19 protein-coding genes are annotated in these 18,516 nt (G+C 63.0%); 8 read left to right on the top strand and 11 right to left on the bottom strand.

The genetic code is table 11. The features are described from left to right. The first annotated feature begins 663 nt into the window (after positions 1–663). The gene (locus tag AC2FME_RS13285; RefSeq protein WP_496796465.1) at positions 664–1,446 is read left to right on the top strand and encodes a Hint domain-containing protein; all 783 of its coding nucleotides are present in this window, start codon (positions 664–666) and stop codon (positions 1,444–1,446) included. A gap of 128 nt (positions 1,447–1,574) precedes the next feature. Here the strand turns inward: AC2FME_RS13285 and AC2FME_RS13280 are convergent, their stop codons facing one another. Next, positions 1,575–2,075 carry an Lrp/AsnC family transcriptional regulator gene (locus AC2FME_RS13280; RefSeq protein WP_005981568.1) on the bottom strand — a complete coding sequence of 167 codons (501 nt, stop codon included), beginning with the start codon at positions 2,073–2,075 and terminating at the stop codon, positions 1,575–1,577. Between the two features lie 208 nt (positions 2,076–2,283). On the opposite strand from AC2FME_RS13280, the gene trxB reads away from it, so the two are divergent. The 3 genes from trxB to AC2FME_RS13265 all read left to right on the top strand — a co-directional run bounded on the left by trxB (position 2,284) and on the right by AC2FME_RS13265 (position 6,947). Continuing rightward, positions 2,284–3,225 carry a thioredoxin-disulfide reductase gene (gene trxB / locus AC2FME_RS13275; RefSeq protein ID WP_496687241.1) on the top strand — a complete coding sequence of 314 codons (942 nt, stop codon included), beginning with the start codon at positions 2,284–2,286 and terminating at the stop codon, positions 3,223–3,225. 114 nt (positions 3,226–3,339) lie between these two features. Continuing rightward, on the top strand, positions 3,340–5,031 hold the full coding sequence (locus AC2FME_RS13270; RefSeq protein WP_496800652.1) for an adenylate/guanylate cyclase domain-containing protein: 1,692 nt from the start codon (positions 3,340–3,342) through the stop codon (positions 5,029–5,031). Positions 5,032–5,228: 197 nt separating this feature from the next. After that, positions 5,229–6,947 (top strand): bifunctional sulfate adenylyltransferase/adenylylsulfate kinase, encoded by a 1,719-nt coding sequence (locus tag AC2FME_RS13265; protein WP_496711258.1) that lies wholly within the window; start codon positions 5,229–5,231, stop codon positions 6,945–6,947. A gap of 75 nt (positions 6,948–7,022) precedes the next feature. Here the strand turns inward: AC2FME_RS13265 and AC2FME_RS13260 are convergent, their stop codons facing one another. The 4 genes from AC2FME_RS13260 to AC2FME_RS13245 all read right to left on the bottom strand — a co-directional run bounded on the left by AC2FME_RS13260 (position 7,023) and on the right by AC2FME_RS13245 (position 9,511). Then, a complete protein-coding gene (locus tag AC2FME_RS13260) occupies positions 7,023–7,889 on the bottom strand; it encodes a hypothetical protein (protein ID WP_496800651.1) in 867 nt (288 codons plus the stop codon). Further along, a complete protein-coding gene (locus AC2FME_RS13255; RefSeq protein ID WP_496800650.1) occupies positions 7,886–8,773 on the bottom strand; it encodes a PhzF family phenazine biosynthesis protein in 888 nt (295 codons plus the stop codon). Before AC2FME_RS13255 ends, AC2FME_RS13260 begins: the two co-directional genes overlap by 4 nt. Positions 8,774–8,869: 96 nt before the next feature. Then, positions 8,870–9,094, bottom strand: a complete 225-nt coding sequence (locus tag AC2FME_RS13250; RefSeq protein ID WP_496678593.1) for a DUF1150 family protein — start codon at positions 9,092–9,094, stop codon at positions 8,870–8,872. 3 nt (positions 9,095–9,097) lie between these two features. Continuing rightward, entirely contained in the window at positions 9,098–9,511 is a 414-nt protein-coding gene (locus tag AC2FME_RS13245) for an Hsp20 family protein (protein WP_149776452.1), read from the bottom strand. A gap of 165 nt (positions 9,512–9,676) precedes the next feature. On the opposite strand from AC2FME_RS13245, the gene AC2FME_RS13240 reads away from it, so the two are divergent. The 3 genes from AC2FME_RS13240 (at position 9,677) to AC2FME_RS13230 (ending at position 11,531) form a co-directional block, all read left to right on the top strand. Beyond that, complete coding sequence (locus AC2FME_RS13240; protein WP_005981552.1) at positions 9,677–9,901, top strand: YdcH family protein; 225 nt, start codon at positions 9,677–9,679, stop codon at positions 9,899–9,901. Between the two features lie 81 nt (positions 9,902–9,982). Further along, positions 9,983–10,471: a 5-(carboxyamino)imidazole ribonucleotide mutase gene (gene purE / locus AC2FME_RS13235; protein ID WP_496687236.1), complete on the top strand. Its 489-nt coding sequence runs from the start codon at positions 9,983–9,985 to the stop codon at positions 10,469–10,471. Then, positions 10,464–11,531: a 5-(carboxyamino)imidazole ribonucleotide synthase gene (locus AC2FME_RS13230; protein ID WP_496800649.1), complete on the top strand. Its 1,068-nt coding sequence runs from the start codon at positions 10,464–10,466 to the stop codon at positions 11,529–11,531. Before purE ends, AC2FME_RS13230 begins: the two co-directional genes overlap by 8 nt. On the opposite strand, the gene AC2FME_RS13225 is transcribed toward AC2FME_RS13230, so the two are convergent. The 6 genes from AC2FME_RS13225 to AC2FME_RS13200 form a co-directional block, all read right to left on the bottom strand. Further along, entirely contained in the window at positions 11,528–12,688 is a 1,161-nt protein-coding gene (locus tag AC2FME_RS13225) for an alpha-D-ribose 1-methylphosphonate 5-triphosphate diphosphatase (protein ID WP_496800648.1), read from the bottom strand. The two genes, AC2FME_RS13230 and AC2FME_RS13225, sit on opposite strands and share 4 nt — an antisense overlap. Beyond that, positions 12,685–13,458, bottom strand: coding sequence for an alpha/beta fold hydrolase (locus tag AC2FME_RS13220; protein ID WP_496678599.1), 774 nt, complete (start codon positions 13,456–13,458; stop codon positions 12,685–12,687). Before AC2FME_RS13220 ends, AC2FME_RS13225 begins: the two co-directional genes overlap by 4 nt. Before the next feature lie 38 nt (positions 13,459–13,496). Continuing rightward, the gene (locus tag AC2FME_RS13215) at positions 13,497–14,339 is read right to left on the bottom strand and encodes a DMT family transporter (protein WP_496800647.1); all 843 of its coding nucleotides are present in this window, start codon (positions 14,337–14,339) and stop codon (positions 13,497–13,499) included. A gap of 193 nt (positions 14,340–14,532) precedes the next feature. Further along, positions 14,533–16,176, bottom strand: coding sequence for a chaperonin GroEL (gene groL / locus AC2FME_RS13210; protein ID WP_496678602.1), 1,644 nt, complete (start codon positions 16,174–16,176; stop codon positions 14,533–14,535). Between the two features lie 51 nt (positions 16,177–16,227). After that, positions 16,228–16,539 carry a co-chaperone GroES gene (locus AC2FME_RS13205; protein WP_496678603.1) on the bottom strand — a complete coding sequence of 104 codons (312 nt, stop codon included), beginning with the start codon at positions 16,537–16,539 and terminating at the stop codon, positions 16,228–16,230. A 163-nt stretch (positions 16,540–16,702) separates the two neighbouring features. Then, positions 16,703–17,377, bottom strand: coding sequence for a DUF2161 domain-containing phosphodiesterase (locus AC2FME_RS13200; protein WP_496800646.1), 675 nt, complete (start codon positions 17,375–17,377; stop codon positions 16,703–16,705). Positions 17,378–17,482: 105 nt separating this feature from the next. Between AC2FME_RS13200 and AC2FME_RS13195 the strand changes: the two genes are divergently transcribed. Further along, a complete protein-coding gene (locus AC2FME_RS13195; protein WP_496800645.1) occupies positions 17,483–18,463 on the top strand; it encodes a TraB/GumN family protein in 981 nt (326 codons plus the stop codon). Positions 18,464–18,516: the final 53 nt, after the last annotated feature.

The following is an 18,516-nucleotide window of genomic DNA, read 5'->3' as shown; positions in this document are numbered from 1 at the left end:
GAGTTTTCGGACGGTTATCAAAGCTTTGGACGCGGGGCCTCGTCCGTATGGCTGACCGATAAAAAAAGAGGCGCGTAAAGACCAAACACATCCCATCTCCAATTGATCCCAGTGCGGCCATATCAGTGCCGCAATGGTCCGGAATTCTCAGCGGGAAACGGGTGACCCCCACAAAAACGGGTGATCCCCACGAAACTGCGCAGGATGTGACATGAAGTCGAAATCGCGTTTTCTTCGCGGCGTCATAGCCGCGACATCGAACCAAAAGCTGGAAATGCCCTGGAAACGGGTATCCAGCAGATCCGTCAGGGTTGCGCGCCGTCTGGCACTGCAGTCCTGATCCGGACAGCGACCCTGGGCAAGCTGCCTGCCCATGGTCGCCTGCGCATCTCGGGCCTGCCCCGACCGGATGTGCCGTCCGCGCACTGAACGCGCGGAGAAATGTGCCAGGGGCATGAGTGCGTGGACAATTTCGTCCGCGGTTTACGAGTTTGTCTGGGGGGTCAATGATTTGACCGAATGTAAGACGTGTATTTTCTGCACTGCCTGCGCGGGTTGTTGCCGGGCCACGTATCACTCCTCGAGACAGGAATACGAACCGTCAGACGCGAATGCGGCCACGCTGCAATCGCCCAGATGGTCATTTGAGAGGATCAAGATTTCATGACTTTTCCAAATTCTCTGATGCGCGCAGCGAGAAACGCTATTGAAACAGCACCGTTGACGCAAAGTGGCGATCAGCCCGGCCACGCGCCCCGGCCGCAGCTGCGCCGCTACGAAGTCAGCGCCCTGCTGGCAAATGGCGACATTTCGCAAACCAGGCATATCGCGCCCGCTCTACCGGTCTTCGAAGACGCCTTCTGCGCGTTTTCCCGCGGGTCGCTGTTGGAGACTGAACACGGGCCTTTGGCAATTGAGGATCTTCTGCCTGGCGACACGGTGCTGACCCATGACGGGACATCGCAGACGGTTCTATGGAAAGGGTCGGTCACCCTGATCCCGGGGCGGCCCGACTCGCGGGGCCGAACCCGCCCGCTGACGCGGATTATGGCCGACGCCTTCGGGCTGCAAAAACCGCAATCCGGCGTAATCGCAGGGCCCGCGGCACGCCTTTTGGCCACACCCGCGCATTTGCGGCACCTGAACAACGGTCAGCCGATGCTGACCCCAGTGGATGAATTCCAGGACGGCATGAACGTGATCGAGACCCTGCCGCCGACCCCAGTCGAGTTGTTCCACATCTGCCTTAGGCGCCATGCGGTGATCAACGTGGACGGCCTGCAGTTCGAAACCTACCACCCCGGCCTGACGGCTTTGCGGATGATGACCCCCGCCTTGCGGGCGGTCTATCTCAATCTGTTCGCGCACGTCCATTCAATCAACGACTTCGGACCGCTGGCCATGGAACGCGCTCGAGACGGAGAAATGGACTCGATCATCGCCTGAACAATCTACTTACTACTTAAAACTGCATCAAAGTGGGGGAAACATGCAGATCTTGATCAGTTGGGCCATTTCGTTGGCCATCGCCGCTATCTTGCCGCCTTGCGCACCGCAAACGGCGCAGGCCGGGGTCACGCCGTCCGGTTCATCCGTTCTTCCAGCACGTCGAACGGGACGCCCGGTTCGTCCTTGGCGCCGCGGATGACAAGCGAGGTCTTGACGCTGGCCACGTTCGGCGTGGTCAGCAACTCGCCCGTCAGGAACTGTTGAAAACTGCTGAGGTCGGGGGCGACGCATTTCAGGATGAAGTCCACCTCGCCGTTCAGCATGTGGCATTCCCGGACCAGCGGCCAGTCGCGGCAGCGGTCTTCGAACGCCCGCAGTTCCGCCTCGGCCTGGCTTTCCAGTCCCACCATCGCAAAAACCTGAACTTCGAATCCCAGCTCGCGGGCGTTGACCTCGGCGTGGTAGCCGCGGATGTACCCGGCCTCCTCGAGCGTGCGCACGCGGCGCAGGCAGGGCGGCGCTGAAATTCCAACGCGTTTTGCCAGTTCGACATTGGTCATGCGCCCATCCGCCTGCAATTCTGCAAGGATCTTTCGGTCGATCTCATCCAGCCGTGTCGTGACCATGCGGTGCTCCTGAATTTTTCGGTTCTTATATCAGCACCCAGGCTGCGCGCAATATTCTTTCGCATCTGCGCAATTTTCTTTTCGCGCCGACCCTGCCCGCCCCGCCTGACGCAGGCGTGACAGGAAGGGGCTTTAAGCCGTGCGATGCCACCGCTATATCGAGGTCCGGCGCCCGCGACGGGCACAGGCAAATTCGAGTGGGGATTCCATGGCCGAGACACGACACACAAAGGTTCTTATCATCGGATCGGGGCCTGCCGGATACACCGCGGGCATCTATGCCAGCCGCGCGATGCTGAACCCGATTCTGGTGCAGGGCATCGAGCCGGGCGGCCAGTTGACCACCACCACCGAGGTCGAAAACTGGCCCGGCGACACCGAGGTTCAGGGCCCGGATTTGATGGTGCGCATGCAGGATCACGCCAAGGCCATGGGCTGCGAGGTGATCGGTGACATCATCAATGACCTGGACCTGTCCAAACGTCCTTTCACCGCCAAGGGCGACAGCGGCACGATTTATACCGCCGACGCGGTGATCCTGGCGACCGGTGCGCGCGCCAAATGGCTGGGGCTGCCGTCGGAGGAGAAATTCAAGGGCTTCGGTGTTTCGGCCTGCGCCACCTGTGACGGCTTCTTCTATCGTGGGCAGGAGATCGTGGTGATCGGCGGCGGCAACACCGCCGTGGAAGAAGCGCTGTTCCTGACCAATTTCGCCAGCAAGGTCACGCTGATCCACCGCCGGGACGAGCTGCGCGCCGAAAAGATACTGCAGGACCGCCTGTTCAAGAACGAAAAGATCGAGCCGCTGTGGTTCCACGAACTGGAAGAGGTGTTCGGCACCGAGGATCCGCTGGGCGTCGAAGGCGTGCGGGTGAGAAACGTCAAGACCGGCGAGATCACCGAGATCCCCTGCAAGGGTGTGTTCGTCGCCATCGGCCACGCGCCCGCCAACGAGCTGGTCAAGGACGTGCTGGAAACCCATATGGGCGGCTATGTCAAAACCAAACCCGGCACCACGCAGACCTCGATCCCCGGCGTGTTCGCGGCCGGCGACCTGACCGACCATGTGTATCGGCAGGCGGTGACCTCGGCCGGAATGGGCTGCATGGCGGCGCTGGATGCCGAACGGTTCCTGGCCGAACAGGAATAACCCCTAAAACGCGGCACGCAGGTGCCGCGTTTTTTTTTCGTTTTGCCCTACGCTTGACCCGGGGTACCCCCGCGCCGCAGACTTACGGCACGCACGTAAGAAACGGGTGATAGATTGGGCAACCCTCTTTGGCAGGGCACTTGGACGACCCGCCTGCGCATCGCTAGCGGCTTGGTTCTGTTCACCTTCGCCTTCTTTCATTTCCTGAATATAGGGCTGGGTCTGTTTCACACCGACCACCTGCACGGGATGCAGGATGCGCGGCAGCAGGTCACCCGGCATGTTCTGGGTGGCGTTCTGCTGTATTCTGCACTGCTGACCCATGCCGGGCTTGCCCTGGTGTCGATCGCCCGGCGCCGGACGCTGCGCATGCCTTTTCAAACAGCCCTGCAAGTGGTGCTGGGACTGTTGATCCCCCTACAGCTGATCTCGCATATCGTGCACACGCGCTATGCGCATGAGGTTTTCGGCGTCAATGACGAGATGGGTTACATCATCATCCTGATGTGGCCCAACGTGGCCATCTGGATGCAGAGCACGTTGATGCTGGTGGTTTGGATCCACGGCTGCATCGGGCTGCACATGTGGCTGAGACTGACCCGCTGGTGGGGCAAGCTGGTGCCCTATCTGATCGGCGTCGCCGTGTTCATTCCTGGCTTTGCCTTGGCCGGCCTGCTGACCGAGGGGCGGCGCATCTGGGCCGATTTCGCCGTTCCCGACCTGCGCGAGCAGTATATCGAACATTACAACTGGCCTCGCCCCGAAGCCTTTGAAACCATGCTCGGCGTGAAAGACAACGCGCTGATGGTGTTCTGGGTGGCGCTGGGCGCGGCGCTCGCGGTGCATTTCGGGCGCAAGATATGGCGCAGGCGGCATTCGGTCCGGGTGCGTTATGTGGACGGCCCCGAGGTGGTGTCGGAAAAAGGGCTGACCCTGCTGGAAATCTCGCGGGCCAACGGCGTTCCCCATACCGCCCTGTGCGGCGGCAAAGGGCGATGCACCACCTGCCGGGTGATCGTCGAAGACGGCGCGGACCGGCTGCCCGCGCCCAGCTCGTCCGAGGCGCGCAGCCTGAAGGCTGTTGGAGCCGCCGAACGCACGCGCCTCGCCTGCCAGGTCCGCCCCCAGGATCCGCTGACCGTGTTCCGGGTGTTCCGGCCCGACGGCGGGCGGCAACGCGCCCATGCCAGCCAGGGGCAGGAACGGAAACTGGCCGTGCTGTTTCTCGACATGCGCGGCTTTACGGCGCGCACTACCGGGCAACTGCCCTACGACATCGTGTTTCTGTTGAACCGGTTCTTCGATGCGATCGTTCCGGCCATCACCGCCGACGGGGGCACCGTCGACAAATACATGGGCGACGGGTTGCTGGCGGTCTACGAAACGGCGGATGCGGCCAGTTCGGCCCGAGCCGGATTGAAGTCCGCCGCAAATATCAGCCGGGCCCTGCAGCGGTTCAACCAGAAGTTGGCCGCGGAAAACAGCCCCGAGATCCGCATCGGCATGGGCCTGCATCTGGGCGATCTGGTCCTGGGCGAAATCGGTGCTGCCGGTCATGCAGCCCGCACGATCATCGGCGACGCGGTCAACGTGGCCAGCCGCCTGGAGAGCGAAACCAAAGCCCTTGGGGTCGAGCTTCTGGCCTCGGAGATCGTGTTGCGCGCGGCGGGGGTCGCGACCGATGCGCTGACCTTGCGAAGTTTCCTGCTGCGCGGCGTGTCGGAACCGCTGGCCGCGCTGGCGGTTGAACGTGCCAGCGATCTGAACACTTTGCTGGCGCCCGCGGAACAAATCATCGCCGACTGACCCGATTGTCGGCGATTTGCAGAAATCTGGCTACGTTCGCGAGATTTTCGGGGAAAATTCTTCCAAAACCGGCAAAAACCGCGCATATCCTCCTTTGTTTCATGAAACGGTGTGGACTTTGCTCACCGACCGGGGCACATGCCCCCACGGAACGCACCTGAATCACCAAGCAACCACACTGCGACAAGAGTATTGCAATGACGATGTTGAGTAATCTGGCCCCGATCCCGGAGCTGTATGTTTCTTATGAATCCGCACAGAAGCTGAAGGTCGAAGCCGCCGACCTGACCAGCTGGGATCTGACCCCGCGCCAGATTTGCGACCTGGAACTGCTGATGAACGGCGGGTTCAACCCGCTCAAGGGTTTCCTGACCGAAGCCGACTATGACAGCGTGGTCGAGAAAATGCGCCTGGCCGATGGCAGCCTTTGGCCGATGCCGATCACCCTGGATGTCAGTGAAGAGTTCGCCGAACAGATCGAGCTGGGTCAGGACATCGCCCTGCGCGACCAAGAAGGCGTGATCCTGGGCACCATGACGGTGACCGACCGCTGGACCCCGGACAAGTCGCGCGAGGCCGAAAAGGTTTTCGGTGCTGACGACTTGGCGCACCCGGCCGTCAACTATCTGCACAACGTGGCCGGGAAGGTTTACCTTGGCGGTCCCGTGACCGGCATCCAGCCGCCGGTGCATTACGACTTCAAAGCCCGCCGCGACACGCCGAACGAGCTGCGCGCCTATTTCCGCAAGCTGGGCTGGCGCCGCATCGTCGCGTTTCAGACCCGCAACCCGCTGCACCGCGCGCATCAGGAACTGACCTTCCGTGCCGCGCGTGAGGCGCAGGCCAACCTGCTGATTCATCCGGTCGTAGGCCTGACCAAGCCCGGCGATGTTGATCATTTCACCCGCGTACGCTGCTATGAGGCGGTGCTGGACAAATACCCGGCCTCGACAACCACGATGAGCCTGCTGAACCTGGCGATGCGCATGGCAGGCCCGCGCGAAGCGGTCTGGCACGGCCTTATCCGCAAGAACCACGGCTGCACCCATTTCATCGTCGGCCGTGACCATGCCGGCCCGGGCAAGAACAGCCAGGGCGAGGACTTCTATGGTCCCTACGACGCGCAGGACCTGTTCCGCAAATACCAGGACGAGATCGGCATCGAGATGGTCGACTTCAAACACATGGTCTATGTGCAGGAGCGCGCCCAGTACGAACCCGCGGACGAGATCGAGGACAAGGACAACGTCACGATCCTGAACATCTCGGGCACCGAACTGCGCCGCCGTCTGCGCGAAGGGCTCGAGATCCCCGAGTGGTTCTCGTTCCCCGAGGTGGTCGAGCAGCTGCGCCGCCGCTATCCGCCGCGCAGCCAGCAGGGCTTTACCGTCTTCTTCACCGGTTTCTCGGGCTCGGGCAAATCGACCATCGCCAACGCTCTGATGGTCAAGCTGATGGAGATGGGCGGCCGTCCCGTCACGCTGCTGGACGGTGACATCGTCCGCAAGAACCTCAGCTCGGAACTGGGCTTCTCGAAGGAACACCGCGACCTGAACATCCGCCGCATCGGCTATGTGGCCTCCGAGATCACCAAGAATGGCGGCATTGCCATTTGTGCCCCGATCGCACCCTACGCGGCCACACGCCGCGCCGTGCGTGAGGAGATCGAGCAGTTTGGCGCCTTCTGCGAGGTCCACGTGGCCACCAGCCTCGAGGAATGCGAGCGCCGCGACCGCAAGGGCCTGTACAAGCTGGCGCGCGAAGGCAAGATCAAGGAATTCACCGGAATTTCGGACCCCTATGACGTGCCCGAAAACCCGGAACTGCGGGTCGAGACTGAGAATGTGGACGTGGACAACTGCGCCCACCAGGTTCTGCTGAAGCTGGAAAGCATGGGGCTGATCGCGGCGTCGTGATCCGAGCTGCCCCAAAGTTCAGAGGCCCCCGGTTTCCGGGGGCCTTTCTTTTTGGTCCGGCGCCAAAGGTGATCGTCAGCCGCGCAAGGCGTCACGCAGGGCCTGTGCCGCGCGGGTTTCGAAATCGCCGAACCACGCCGCCTTGTCCTGTATGGCCCGCAGATGCGGCAGGCGTGATTGATAATCCTCTTCGGACGCCGATTGAATCGCACGCTGGATATCGGCTTGGCTGTTACACAGGATCATGCCCTTGGTATCGAAAAAATCACCGATATTCGGGCAGCCCCAATAGATCGGCACGGTCGCGCACAGGATCGCGTCAGTCAGTTTTTCTGAAAAGTAGTTCCGCTCACGCACGTTTTCGATGATGACCGAATAGCGATAAGGCGCCAGCCCGTCGGATTTGCGCTCGAACGGGTTGTAGCCACGGCCCATGATGTCGACATCGGCCCCCGCTTCGCGCGCCCAGTCGATCACCGCATGGCGTAGCTGATGCCCCTCAAGATCGCGCTTGGCCGAGGCGATCAGCGAGCACGACCGGTGCTTGGTCACGTCCAAGTCGCGCCAATCGGGCACCTGGGTCACGCCATAGGGCAGGAACACCGCGTTGGGCAAGCTGTCCAGCAACACCTCGTGGAAGGTGAACACCCGGAAGAATCGCCGCCAGGTCCATCGCAGCATCCGGTCATGCTTGCCATGGATGGCCGACGGCTCGCCCATCATCAGAGATATCCGCGCCCGCGTGCCGCGCCGCAGCCGCAAATGCACAGTCGAGTTGGGATACATGAGCAGATGGTCCGATGGTGTCAGGTCGCCCACGGTCTTGCCCGTCAACCGCTCGGGGCAGCCCAAAGGCCAGATCAGATCGGACAGCGGCACCGATGCCAGTTTCGGCCCCAGACGGTGGCCGTAGGGCAGGATCGCGATCGCAGATTCGGTCATTGCAGGGTGTCCGGCAGGTCGGTCTGGCCGCGCATCAGGACGAACCCGCACCCGGCGACCTTGATGCCCGTCATCGCATCCGGCGGCCCCACGCGGGTGACGACGGCCTGCCCCGGGCGACCCATGTCGTGGCCCTGTTCGGCGACAAAGCTGTCCTTGGCCATCAGCCCGTATTTCCACAGATACGCCGCCATGGCGCCGGTGGCCGATCCGGTGAACGGGTCTTCCGGCGGGCTGGGCGGGGCCAGCAGCAGGCGCGAGAACGTGTCGCCCGCCTCGGTTGCGCCTTGCAGCGTCACCAGGAAAGGTTCGGCCATGTCGGCGCCTGAATAGCCCGCCGTCTGCGCCACTTGGCGCAGCGCATCCAGGTTCAGTTGTGCCGCGCGCAGGGCCGCGTGATCGCGCAGAACGGTAATGCAGAACGGCAGCCCGGTCGAAACCAACTGCGGCGGCGAAACGATCGCGCTGGCGGGCAGCCCGATGGCGGCCGCCGCCAGCTCGGGCGCGACATGCGGGCCGAACTCCGGCGCGACCTGCGTCATCTCGATCTGGTCGCCATCCAAACGGATGCCCACGATCCCCGCACCGGTTTCCAGGGTCAGGGTGTTGCCCAAGATCAGCCCGCGACTGCGCATCGCCGCCACGGTGGCTATGGTCGGGTGACCGGCAAAGGGAATTTCACGGCTGGCCAGGAAATAGCGCACCCGGACATCGGCCACGTCCGAAGGGCCGGTAAAGGTGCATTCCACCAACGAGGTTTCGCGGACGAAGGCTGTGCAGACCGAAACGGGCAGATGTGCACCCTCATGCACGACCGCACAGCCATTTCCGCCAAAGGCGCGGTCGCTGAAGGCGTCCACCCAATCGAATTCGAACCAGCTCATGTGCCCTCGTGCCCTGTCGGTCTACGCTCAGGGCCGGGCCCTGCGGGTGGGAGTATGTCCATTCGCGCGGCCTGAACTGCGCCGTCGCGGGCCGTGTCAGTGCACGGCCACCGGCGACAGGTCATGCTGGCGGGCCAGAACGAAGGCCAGCTTGCGGTCGGCAACCAGCGCCAATTGCTGCCCGTCCGAGTTGTGGACGGCATAGAGATGCTCCAGATCTCCGGCCTGCGCGCGCACCTCATGCGGCAGCTTGGCCACGTCCACGGCTTTCACATAGACGATCCGATCGCCTTCGGTGTTGATTTCATACGGTGTATTCATGGCTTACCCTTTCCTGATGTTGATCGTCTGCACCACGGCTTCCGGCACGGCGCGGGTCAGGTCGATGTGCAGCAGACCGTTTTCCATGATGGCCTCGCCCACTTCGACCCCGTCGGCCAGAACGAACATGCGCTGGAACTGACGGGCCGCGATGCCGCGATGCAGGAACACGCGCCCCTCGCTGTCGTCGCGTTGACGGCCCCGGATCACCAGTTGCCGATCCTCGATGGTGATCGACAGGTCGTCTTCGGAAAACCCGGCCACGGCCAGGGTGATGCGGTACGAGTGATCGGATGTCTGTTCGATGTTGTAGGGCGGATACCCTTCGTTTCCGGCCTTTGCGGACCGTTCCAGAAGGCGTTCCAACTGCTCGAACCCCAGAAGATGCGGGTATGAGCCAAGAGTAAGTTTTGACACGTTTTCTCGTCCTTCTTTGTCAAAGCGACGTGATGCGCGGCCCCAAGTCGGCAACCGCACACATCAGAATATGGGGTGAAATACGGCCGACCACAAGGTCTAGGAGATTTCACCCGAACGCACTATTCTGTGGGTCACGCACCACCAGCCACGAATGAGTCGCCCATGAATGCGCCCACCGACATTTCGATGAAAACCGACGAGGTTCTGCGTGTCGAACTGGAGGTGTTCCGCCAGCAGCACCGCGACTTGGACGAGGCGATCAAGGCGCTCGAGGCGACCGGCACCGCCGACCAGCTGACGGTGAAGCGTCTGAAGAAACAGAAGCTGCGCCTTAAGGACATCATCCGGCTGATCGAGGATCGCCTGACCCCTGATATCATCGCCTGATCCGGCGCGGTCAACCGCATTGCCACGCAAGCGGATTTCACTATAGTGCGCGCTTCCTAACGCAGGCGGGGAACAGGGCAGATGAGCGAGATCAAGGTCGGAATCATCATGGGCAGCCAGTCGGACTGGCCCACCATGAAAGGCGCTGCAGAGATACTGGACGAACTGGGTGTGGCCTACGAGGCCAAAATCGTCTCGGCCCACCGTACGCCGGACCGTCTGTGGGAGTACGGGAAGAGCGCCGTGCAGCGCGGGCTTCAGGTGATCATCGCCGGCGCTGGCGGTGCCGCGCACCTACCGGGCATGATGGCGTCCAAGACGCGGGTGCCGGTGATCGGCGTTCCAGTTCAGACGCGGGCGCTGTCCGGTGTCGACTCGCTCTATTCCATTGTGCAGATGCCCAAGGGCTTTCCGGTTGCGACCATGGCCATCGGTTCGGCCGGCGGCGCCAATGCCGGCCTGATGGCCGCTGGCATTCTGGCCCTGCAGGACGCAGCCCTAGCCGACCGGCTGGACGCCTGGCGTGCGGCACTGTCGGACTCGATCCCCGAGGAGCCCCGCGATGAGTAGCCCCTTGCAGCCCGGCGCGGTGATCGGAATTCTGGGCGGCGGCCAATTGGGCCGGATGCTGTCGATGGCCGCGGCGCGACTGGGCTTCGTGACCCATATTTTTGAGCCGGGCGCCAACCCGCCCGCGGGCCAGGTGGCGCATCGCGTGACCACCGCATCCTATGAGGATGCCGAGGCGCTGGCCGCTTTTGCGCAATCCGTCGATGTCATCACCTACGAGTTCGAAAACATCCCGACCGAGGCGCTGGACGTTCTGGAGTTGTACCGCCCCATCCGGCCCGGCCGCGAGGCGCTGCGGGTCAGCCAGGACCGGTTGACCGAAAAGACATTCCTGCAAGGTCTGGGCCTGAACACCGCACCCTTTGCCGATGTGACCGACCTGGAAAGCCTGCAGGCCGCCATCGAACGGATCGGCACGCCGGCGATCCTCAAGACCCGCCGCTTCGGCTATGACGGCAAGGGGCAGGCGCGGCTGAAGACGCCCGAGGACGCCCGGGCCGCGCTGGCTGACATGCAGGGTGCACCCGCGATCCTGGAAGGCTTCGTGAATTTCAGCCACGAGGTGTCGATCATCGCCGCCCGCGGGCTGGACGGCCAGGTGGCCTGTTTCGACCCCGGCGAGAACGTGCATCGCGACGGCATCCTGCACACGACCACGGTGCCCGCGCGCCTGTCCCCTGCCCTGCGGACCGACGCGGTGCTGCTGGCCGCGAATATCCTGAACGCGCTGGATTATGTCGGCGTCATGGGGGTCGAACTGTTCGTGACACCGCAGGGCCTGATCGTGAACGAGATCGCGCCGCGCGTTCACAACTCGGGTCACTGGACGCAGAACGGCTGCGCGGTCGATCAGTTCGAGCAGCATATCCGCGCCGTGGCTGGCTGGCCGCTGGGCGACGGGCAGCGTCACGCGGATGTGGTGATGGAGAACCTGATCGGCGACGATATGGACCGCGTGCCCGAGCTTGCGCAACAGCGTGACGTGGCCCTGCACCTGTATGGCAAGGCCGCGGTCAAGCCGGGCCGCAAGATGGGCCATTTCAACCGGATCAAACGCTAGCGCGCCGCGGCGACGAACCGCCCGGCGATATCCCCCGACAGGAAACTGACCCGGCCGCCGGCGATGGTTGCCGCCACGCGCTGCGTTTCAGCGTCTAGAATGACCAGATCGGCGCGTTGGCCGGGTTGCAGCGACCCGCGGTCCTTAAGGCCAAGTACCCGTGCGGGCCCCGACGACACCAGTGCCCATGCGCCCGCCAGATCCATCAGCCCCGATTTCATCAGCATCAGCGCCGCCCTGCGCGGGCTGGGATAGTGGTAGTCCGACGCCAGCGCATCGCACAGCCCCATGGCGAGCAGGTCCAGCGCGCTGACATTACCCTTGTGCGATCCGCCCCGCACCACGTTGGGCGAGCCCAGAATGACGTGATCGCCCGCAGCCTTGGCAGCCTCGGCCGCTTCGAGCGTTTCGGGAAATTCGGCGATATGCACGCCGCGTTTGCGCCATTGGGAACGGGCCTCTGCCGTCGCGTCGTCATGGCTGCCCAGACGCACGCCTTGTTGGGCCAGCGCCGCGCACAGCGCATCAAGCGCGGCGGGTACCTCGGAGGTCCGGGCATGCATCGCCTGCAGCATCTTCAGGTGCGCCTCGGGGCTGCGACCGGCCTTGAGCGCTTGCCCTGTCAAACGCGGCGGGGTGCGCCCCTGCGCCAGACGGTCATGCGGCAGGTGATCGTTGAACACGACATAGGGCACCTGCCAGTCAGCGATGCGCCCCGGCAGGTCGGCACAATCGTCCAGCAGGTGGGTTTCGAACCGCAACTGCGGGATCAGGTCAGTGACCACGCTGCCCTTCACCGCCGCGATCGCGCGGAACACGTCGGCGGCGAAACGAGGGCCGCGCACGCCGCCCTCCCAGCTGTAGAATTGCGCCAGCACGGCGGTGGTGATGCCATTGGCCGCCAGCTCGGCCTCGGCGGCGCGGATTCCCTCGTCCATCTGCTTCATGGCCCCCCGGCGCGGGGCGATGTGACGCTCGAACCCGTCACCGTGCAGGTCGATGATGCCCGGCAGGACCAGATAGCCGTTCAGATCAACGACCGGCGCACCGCCGCCTTCTTGGATCAAGCCATCGGCGATCGAGAGGTCATCACCGACAAGTCCGCAGTCAGGGTGCAGGACCTGCGCCCCGGTAAAGGTCAGTTCCAATGCGGTCACCGCGTGGGCTCCGAGTTGGGTTCGCCGCAGTCCTGGCCGATGCAGATCTCATCGATGATATCGAGAACACCGTCCAGCCAGGTGATGCTGCGGTCGAAAGATCCGTATTCTATGAAATGCAGCGCTTGGGCCATGACCCGCGGGTTGTTCATCATGAAGGTGTGTGTCACCGGCAAGACGATGTGGTCGGCCATGCCCTCGACCTTGGTTTCCTCGACCGCGACCTTGCCGTCGTCCGGCCCGTCGACCAGCGCCGAAAAGACAGGGTTCAACGAGTTTTCCCCGGCGATCACCCCGAGTTTGAAATCCACCGGTGGCAGGCGTCGGGGGATGCCCTCGGAGCCTGTTCCCAGCTGCAGTCCCGCAGGCCCGTTCAACAAGCCGAACACCTCGAGATCGCCCAGTTCGTCGACCAGCTGGCTACCTTGATTGGGCGGGCCCAGCATGACCACGCGGCCCAGGTTTTCCGGGCGATGATCCTGCAGCCAATAGCGCAGCAGGATGCCGCCCATCGAATGCGCCACCACGTTCGCCGTGTCGCCGTTGCAGGCCGAAAAGGCCGCTGGCAAGGTCTGGTCCGCCAATTCGGGAATCGGCAGGTCGGTGGAAGGGTAGCCCGGGCGCACGACGTCATAACCGTGCAGTTCGAACAATTCCTCCATGACCGAAAAGGATGCCTCGGTCCGGGCAAGCCCATGCAGAAGAACCACGCATTTGGCGTGCGCCAGCGAAGGCGCCAGGCACAGAAGGATGACGATCAGAAAACGCATTCCCGCCAGATAATGCTTTATCCCGACCGAGGAAAGACCTAGCTGGCTTTCGGCTGCAAGACCGCCACCAGAATACCGCCAAGAACAAGACCGGCGCCCAGTACAAGCCGCGCTCCGGGCGCCTCGTTCAGCAAAGCCGCCCCCGCGACGATGGCGATCACCGGCACGCTGAGTTGCACGACCGCCGCCTGAGCCGGGGCCATCAACGGCAGGATGCGATACCACAGAGCATACCCCAGCCCCGAGGCGACACCGCCAGAGAGAGCGGCCAACGCAAAACCCCAAGGGGTCAGGTGCCATGTGCCACCGATCGCCAGCAGCACGGTCGCAGTGACCGGAAGCGCCCATACGAAATTGGCGGCCGTACCCGCCAGCGGATCACCTTCAGTGCGACCCGCAAAGGAATACGCGGCCCAGCCGACCCCCGCGGCAGCCATCAGAGCCGCGCCTGTCGGATCCACCCGAACAGAGCCCGAGGGCCACAGGACCCAAGTCAGCCCGGCCATCGCGACCACCGCTCCCGCCACCTGCCGCCTATCCGCAGCCGCCCCATTAAGGCTGCTGGCCGCGAACATCGACAATTGCACGACGCCAAACAGAATCAGTGCCCCAAGCCCGGCATCCAATGTCAGGTAGGCGGCGGAAAATCCGACCATGTAGAGGGACAGCGCCCCTGCCCCGACGATGCGGCGGGGATGCCACAGCCGCAACCGGCCAGAGCGCAGCATCACAAGGCAGGCTAGAACCACGGCTCCGGACATGACCCGCACGACCGCGAACCCGGCCGGGTCGCTGGCGCCACCGTCAATAGCGGCCCGGGTCAGGACCGAGTTGGCCGCAAAGGCGCACATGGTCAAAGTGGTCAGAGCAATCAGTCGCATGCCCCCTCCTTAGCCGTTTCATCGCCGACACTCACCCCATTCCTTTCGCCCGCGACATCTTCTGTTTTCGACCGGTCCGCCGCGTGCATCGGTGCGCGGCAAAAAAACGGGGTCGCCCGAAGGCGACCCCGCATCATCTTAACCAGATGCTCCCTGATCGGGAGGTCGAATTCGCCGAGGCGAATTCGATTGTTTACATCATGCCGCCCATGCCGCCCATGTCGGGCATGCCGGCACCGGCGCCAGCGCCTTCCTTGGCGGGCTTGTCGGCAACCATGGCTTCGGTGGTGATCAGCAGACCGGCAACCGAGGCTGCGTCTTCCAGAGCGGTCCGCACCACTTTGGCCGGGTCGATCACGCCGAACTTGAACATGTCGCCATACTCTTCGGTCTGGGCGTTGAAGCCGAAGGCCGGATCGGTCGATTCGCGGACTTTGCCGGCAACCACGGCACCATCGACGCCTGCGTTCTCGGCGATCTGGCGCAGCGGAGCCTCGATGGCCTTGCGAATGATGTTGATGCCTGCGTCCTGATCGGCGTTTGCGCCTTTCACGTCGCCCAGAGCCTTGCCGGCCTGAACCAGGGCAACACCGCCACCCACGACGACACCTTCCTGAACGGCCGCACGGGTTGCGTTCAGAGCGTCGTCCACGCGGTCCTTGCGCTCTTTCACTTCAACCTCGGTCATGCCACCGACGCGGATCACGGCAACACCGCCGGCCAGCTTGGCAACGCGCTCCTGCAGCTTCTCGCGGTCATAGTCGCTGGTGGTTTCTTCGATCTGGGCGCGGATCTGGGCAACGCGTGCCTCGATCTCGGCCTTCTCGCCAGCACCGTCGACGATGGTGGTTTCGTCTTTCGAAATGGTGACCTTCTTGGCCGAACCCAGCATGTCGATGGTAACGTTTTCCAGCTTCATGCCCAGTTCTTCGCTGATGACCTGACCGCCGGTCAGGATTGCGATGTCCTGCAGCATGGCCTTGCGGCGATCGCCGAAGCCCGGAGCCTTGACGGCAGCAATCTTCAGGCCGCCACGCAGCTTGTTGACAACCAGGGTTGCCAGCGCTTCGCCTTCAACGTCCTCGGCAATGATCAGCAGCGGCTTCTGCGACTGGATCACCTGCTCCAGCAGCGGAACCATCGGCTGCAGAGACGAGAGCTTCTTCTCGTGCAGCAGGATCATGCAGTCTTCCAGCTCGGCGATCATCTTGTCGGCATTGGTCACGAAGTAGGGCGACAGGTAACCGCGATCGAACTGCATGCCTTCGACGACGTCGGTCTCGGTTTCCAGACCTTTGTTCTCTTCGACGGTGATGACGCCTTCGTTGCCGACCTTCTGCATCGCGTCTGCGATCTGGCGGCCGATTTCAGCTTCGCCGTTGGCCGAGATGGTACCAACCTGCGCAACCTCGTCGCTGTCCTTGACTTCGCGGGCAGCGGCTTTGATGGCTTCGACGACCTTGGCGGTTGCCATGTCGATGCCGCGCTTGAGGTCCATCGGGTTCAGGCCGGCTGCAACCTGCTTGAGGCCTTCCTTGACGATGGCCTGAGCCAGAACGGTTGCGGTGGTGGTGCCGTCACCGGCTTCGTCGTTGGTGCGGCTGGCGACTTCCTTCACCATCTGCGCACCCATGTTTTCGAACTTGTCTTCCAGTTCGATTTCTTTGGCGACCGAAACACCGTCCTTGGTGATGCGCGGCGCGCCGAACGATTTGTCCAGCACCACGTTGCGGCCTTTGGGGCCCAGGGTCACTTTGACGGCATCAGCCAGGATGTTGACGCCCTTCAGCATGCGGTTGCGGGCATCGGTATCGAATTTGACGTCCTTTGCAGACATGTCTCTCTCCGTATCTTCGGTAAATTGCGTGTCTCAGATGATCCGAGGCGTTCAGGCGGCCTTCGCGGCGGACGACGCCTCGACAATGCCCAGAATGTCGCTCTCTTTCATGATGAGCAGCTCTTCACCGTCGACGGTGACTTCGGTGCCCGACCATTTGCCGAACAGGATCTTGTCGCCTTCGGAAACGGCCATCGGGATCAGCTCGCCGCTGTCCTTGCGGGCGCCTTCGCCACAAGCAACGACAATACCTTCGCTGGGTTTTTCTTTTGCACTGTCGGGAATGATCAGACCGCCGGCGGTCTTCTCTTCGCTTTCCACGCGGCGCACCAGCACCCGGTCATGAAGTGGTTTGAATGCCATCTTTGCAGCTCCTTGAGGCTCAAAGGTTGTTAATCCCCTCCTCGCGGCTTCGCGAGGCGTTAGCACTCACACTTGGCGAGTGCTAACGGCGTATAGCTAGGCGGTCGCCCGGAAGCTGTCAACAATCCCGATGAAAAATTTTTTTCGCCGCGCCCAGCGCGGATTAGTCATCGTTTTCCCAACTGCAGGCCCAGTGTTTCAAACCCGCACGCCCTGCGGCTGAAAGGGCGTAAATGCCCTTCTCGACCTTTTCGAACCAGCCATAGTGATTGTCGCGCATCAGGCGTGTGGCGTGGGGCACTTGCGCGGCGCGGGCCACCTCGGCGCCCTTGGTGGCACCGTGTTCGGCCAGATGGGCAGCGCATTTCAATGCGTCCTGGCGATAGGCCGTCACGATGCCATGGCGGGTGGCGCCCCCGGCATTCGGATCGCCCTGCAACCGATCGAACTCGCGCAGCAGGCGGGCAGCCCTGCCCTTGGCCTTGCGCGGAGAGTAAGGCCCCGGATCACAATGAACATCGACCGCACCGTCGCCGCGGACGGTCATCAGACCCAACCCCAGCCGCCGGCACAGGGACAGGTTGTCCCGCAGCGCGCGCCTTGCCGTCCGCCCTGTCGGTCTGCAAACGGCGATATAGACATGATCGGTGATCTTCTGGCGCGCTACTGCCTGATGGAACAGCGCCAGCGAGAATCGCAGCTTCAACTCGACGATGACGGGGTCCTCAGCGCCCCGGACGGCGACGATGTCGGCCGCGCCGACTTCGCCCTTGACGACGTAGCCCTGGCGCTCGAGAAGCGCTTTGATCGGGGGATAGAGGTCCTGCTCGCGGTTCATGCGCTCATGCTACGGGGAATCTCGGGGAATGCCAGTGGATGGGTTGCGCATGGCGCATGCGCGGGGTCTAAGGACGGGCGAGATTTCCTGCAATCGGATCGTTCCATGCGCCTGTTCCTGCTTGCACTGTTTCTGTTGTCCCCTGTCGTGGGCAAGGCCGACTGCGACGGGCACGATCTGCGGCTGGCCATGGCGCCTGAAACGCGCGCCGAACTGGAGGCCGCCGTCAGCCAGACGCCATTTCCCGCAGGCAACCACTGGATCGCGCGCAAGGGGGAAACGGTCCTGCACCTGATCGGCACACTCCACCTCAACGACCCGCGCATGGGCCCGATCGTCGAGCGGCTGACCCCGACGCTGAGCCGGGCCGACGCATTCTATTTCGAGATCACCCAATCCGACATGGCTGAATTTGAAAAAACCTTGGCGACGGATCTTAGCCCGGTTCTGATCACCTCCGGCCCCACCCTGATCGAGATGATGAGCGAATCGGACTGGGCGCGGATCTCGGCCTCTCTTGCCGCGCGCGGCATACCTGGGTGGATGGCGGCCAAGATGCAGCCCTGGTTCCTTTCGATGATGCTGGGCATGCCGCCTTGCATGCTGCAGATGCCCGACGCCGACTACGGTATGGACGCGCGCCTGGCCGAACTGGCGCAGGCGCGAGGGATCCCGCAATATTCCCTGGAAAGGATCGAGGACCTGATCGCAATCTTCCAGAGCCACCCCCTGGAAGACCAGGTGCAGTCGCTGGTTCGCATGGCCGATGCATTGCAGGCCGAAGATGACCAGATGGCGACGATGGCCAACGCGTATATCGAGGAGAAACACGCCGAAATCCTGCAATTGGCGAAAATTCTGGGGCGCGATGCTTCGGGGCTGTCGCCCGAGGTGTTTGCCCGCGAATGGGCCGGTTTCGAAGATCAGATGCTGGTCCAGCGCAATGCCAACTGGATGCAAAAGATTCTGGCGCTTGACAGCCAAACCGCAGTGGTTGCAGTTGGCGCCGGACACCTGCCCGGGCGGCACGGGCTGCTGAACCAACTCTCGCTCGCCGGGTACAGCCTGACCCGGGCGCCGTTCTGATTAGGCGCGGCGGGCGTCAGACCAACGGTCGCAGGCCCTTTTCTGCCGGGTGA

This window comes from Ruegeria sp. BHSC026 (assembly GCF_059613065.1).
Note: the sequence above shows the minus strand (reverse complement) of the source record. Positions and strands in the feature narration are given on the sequence as shown.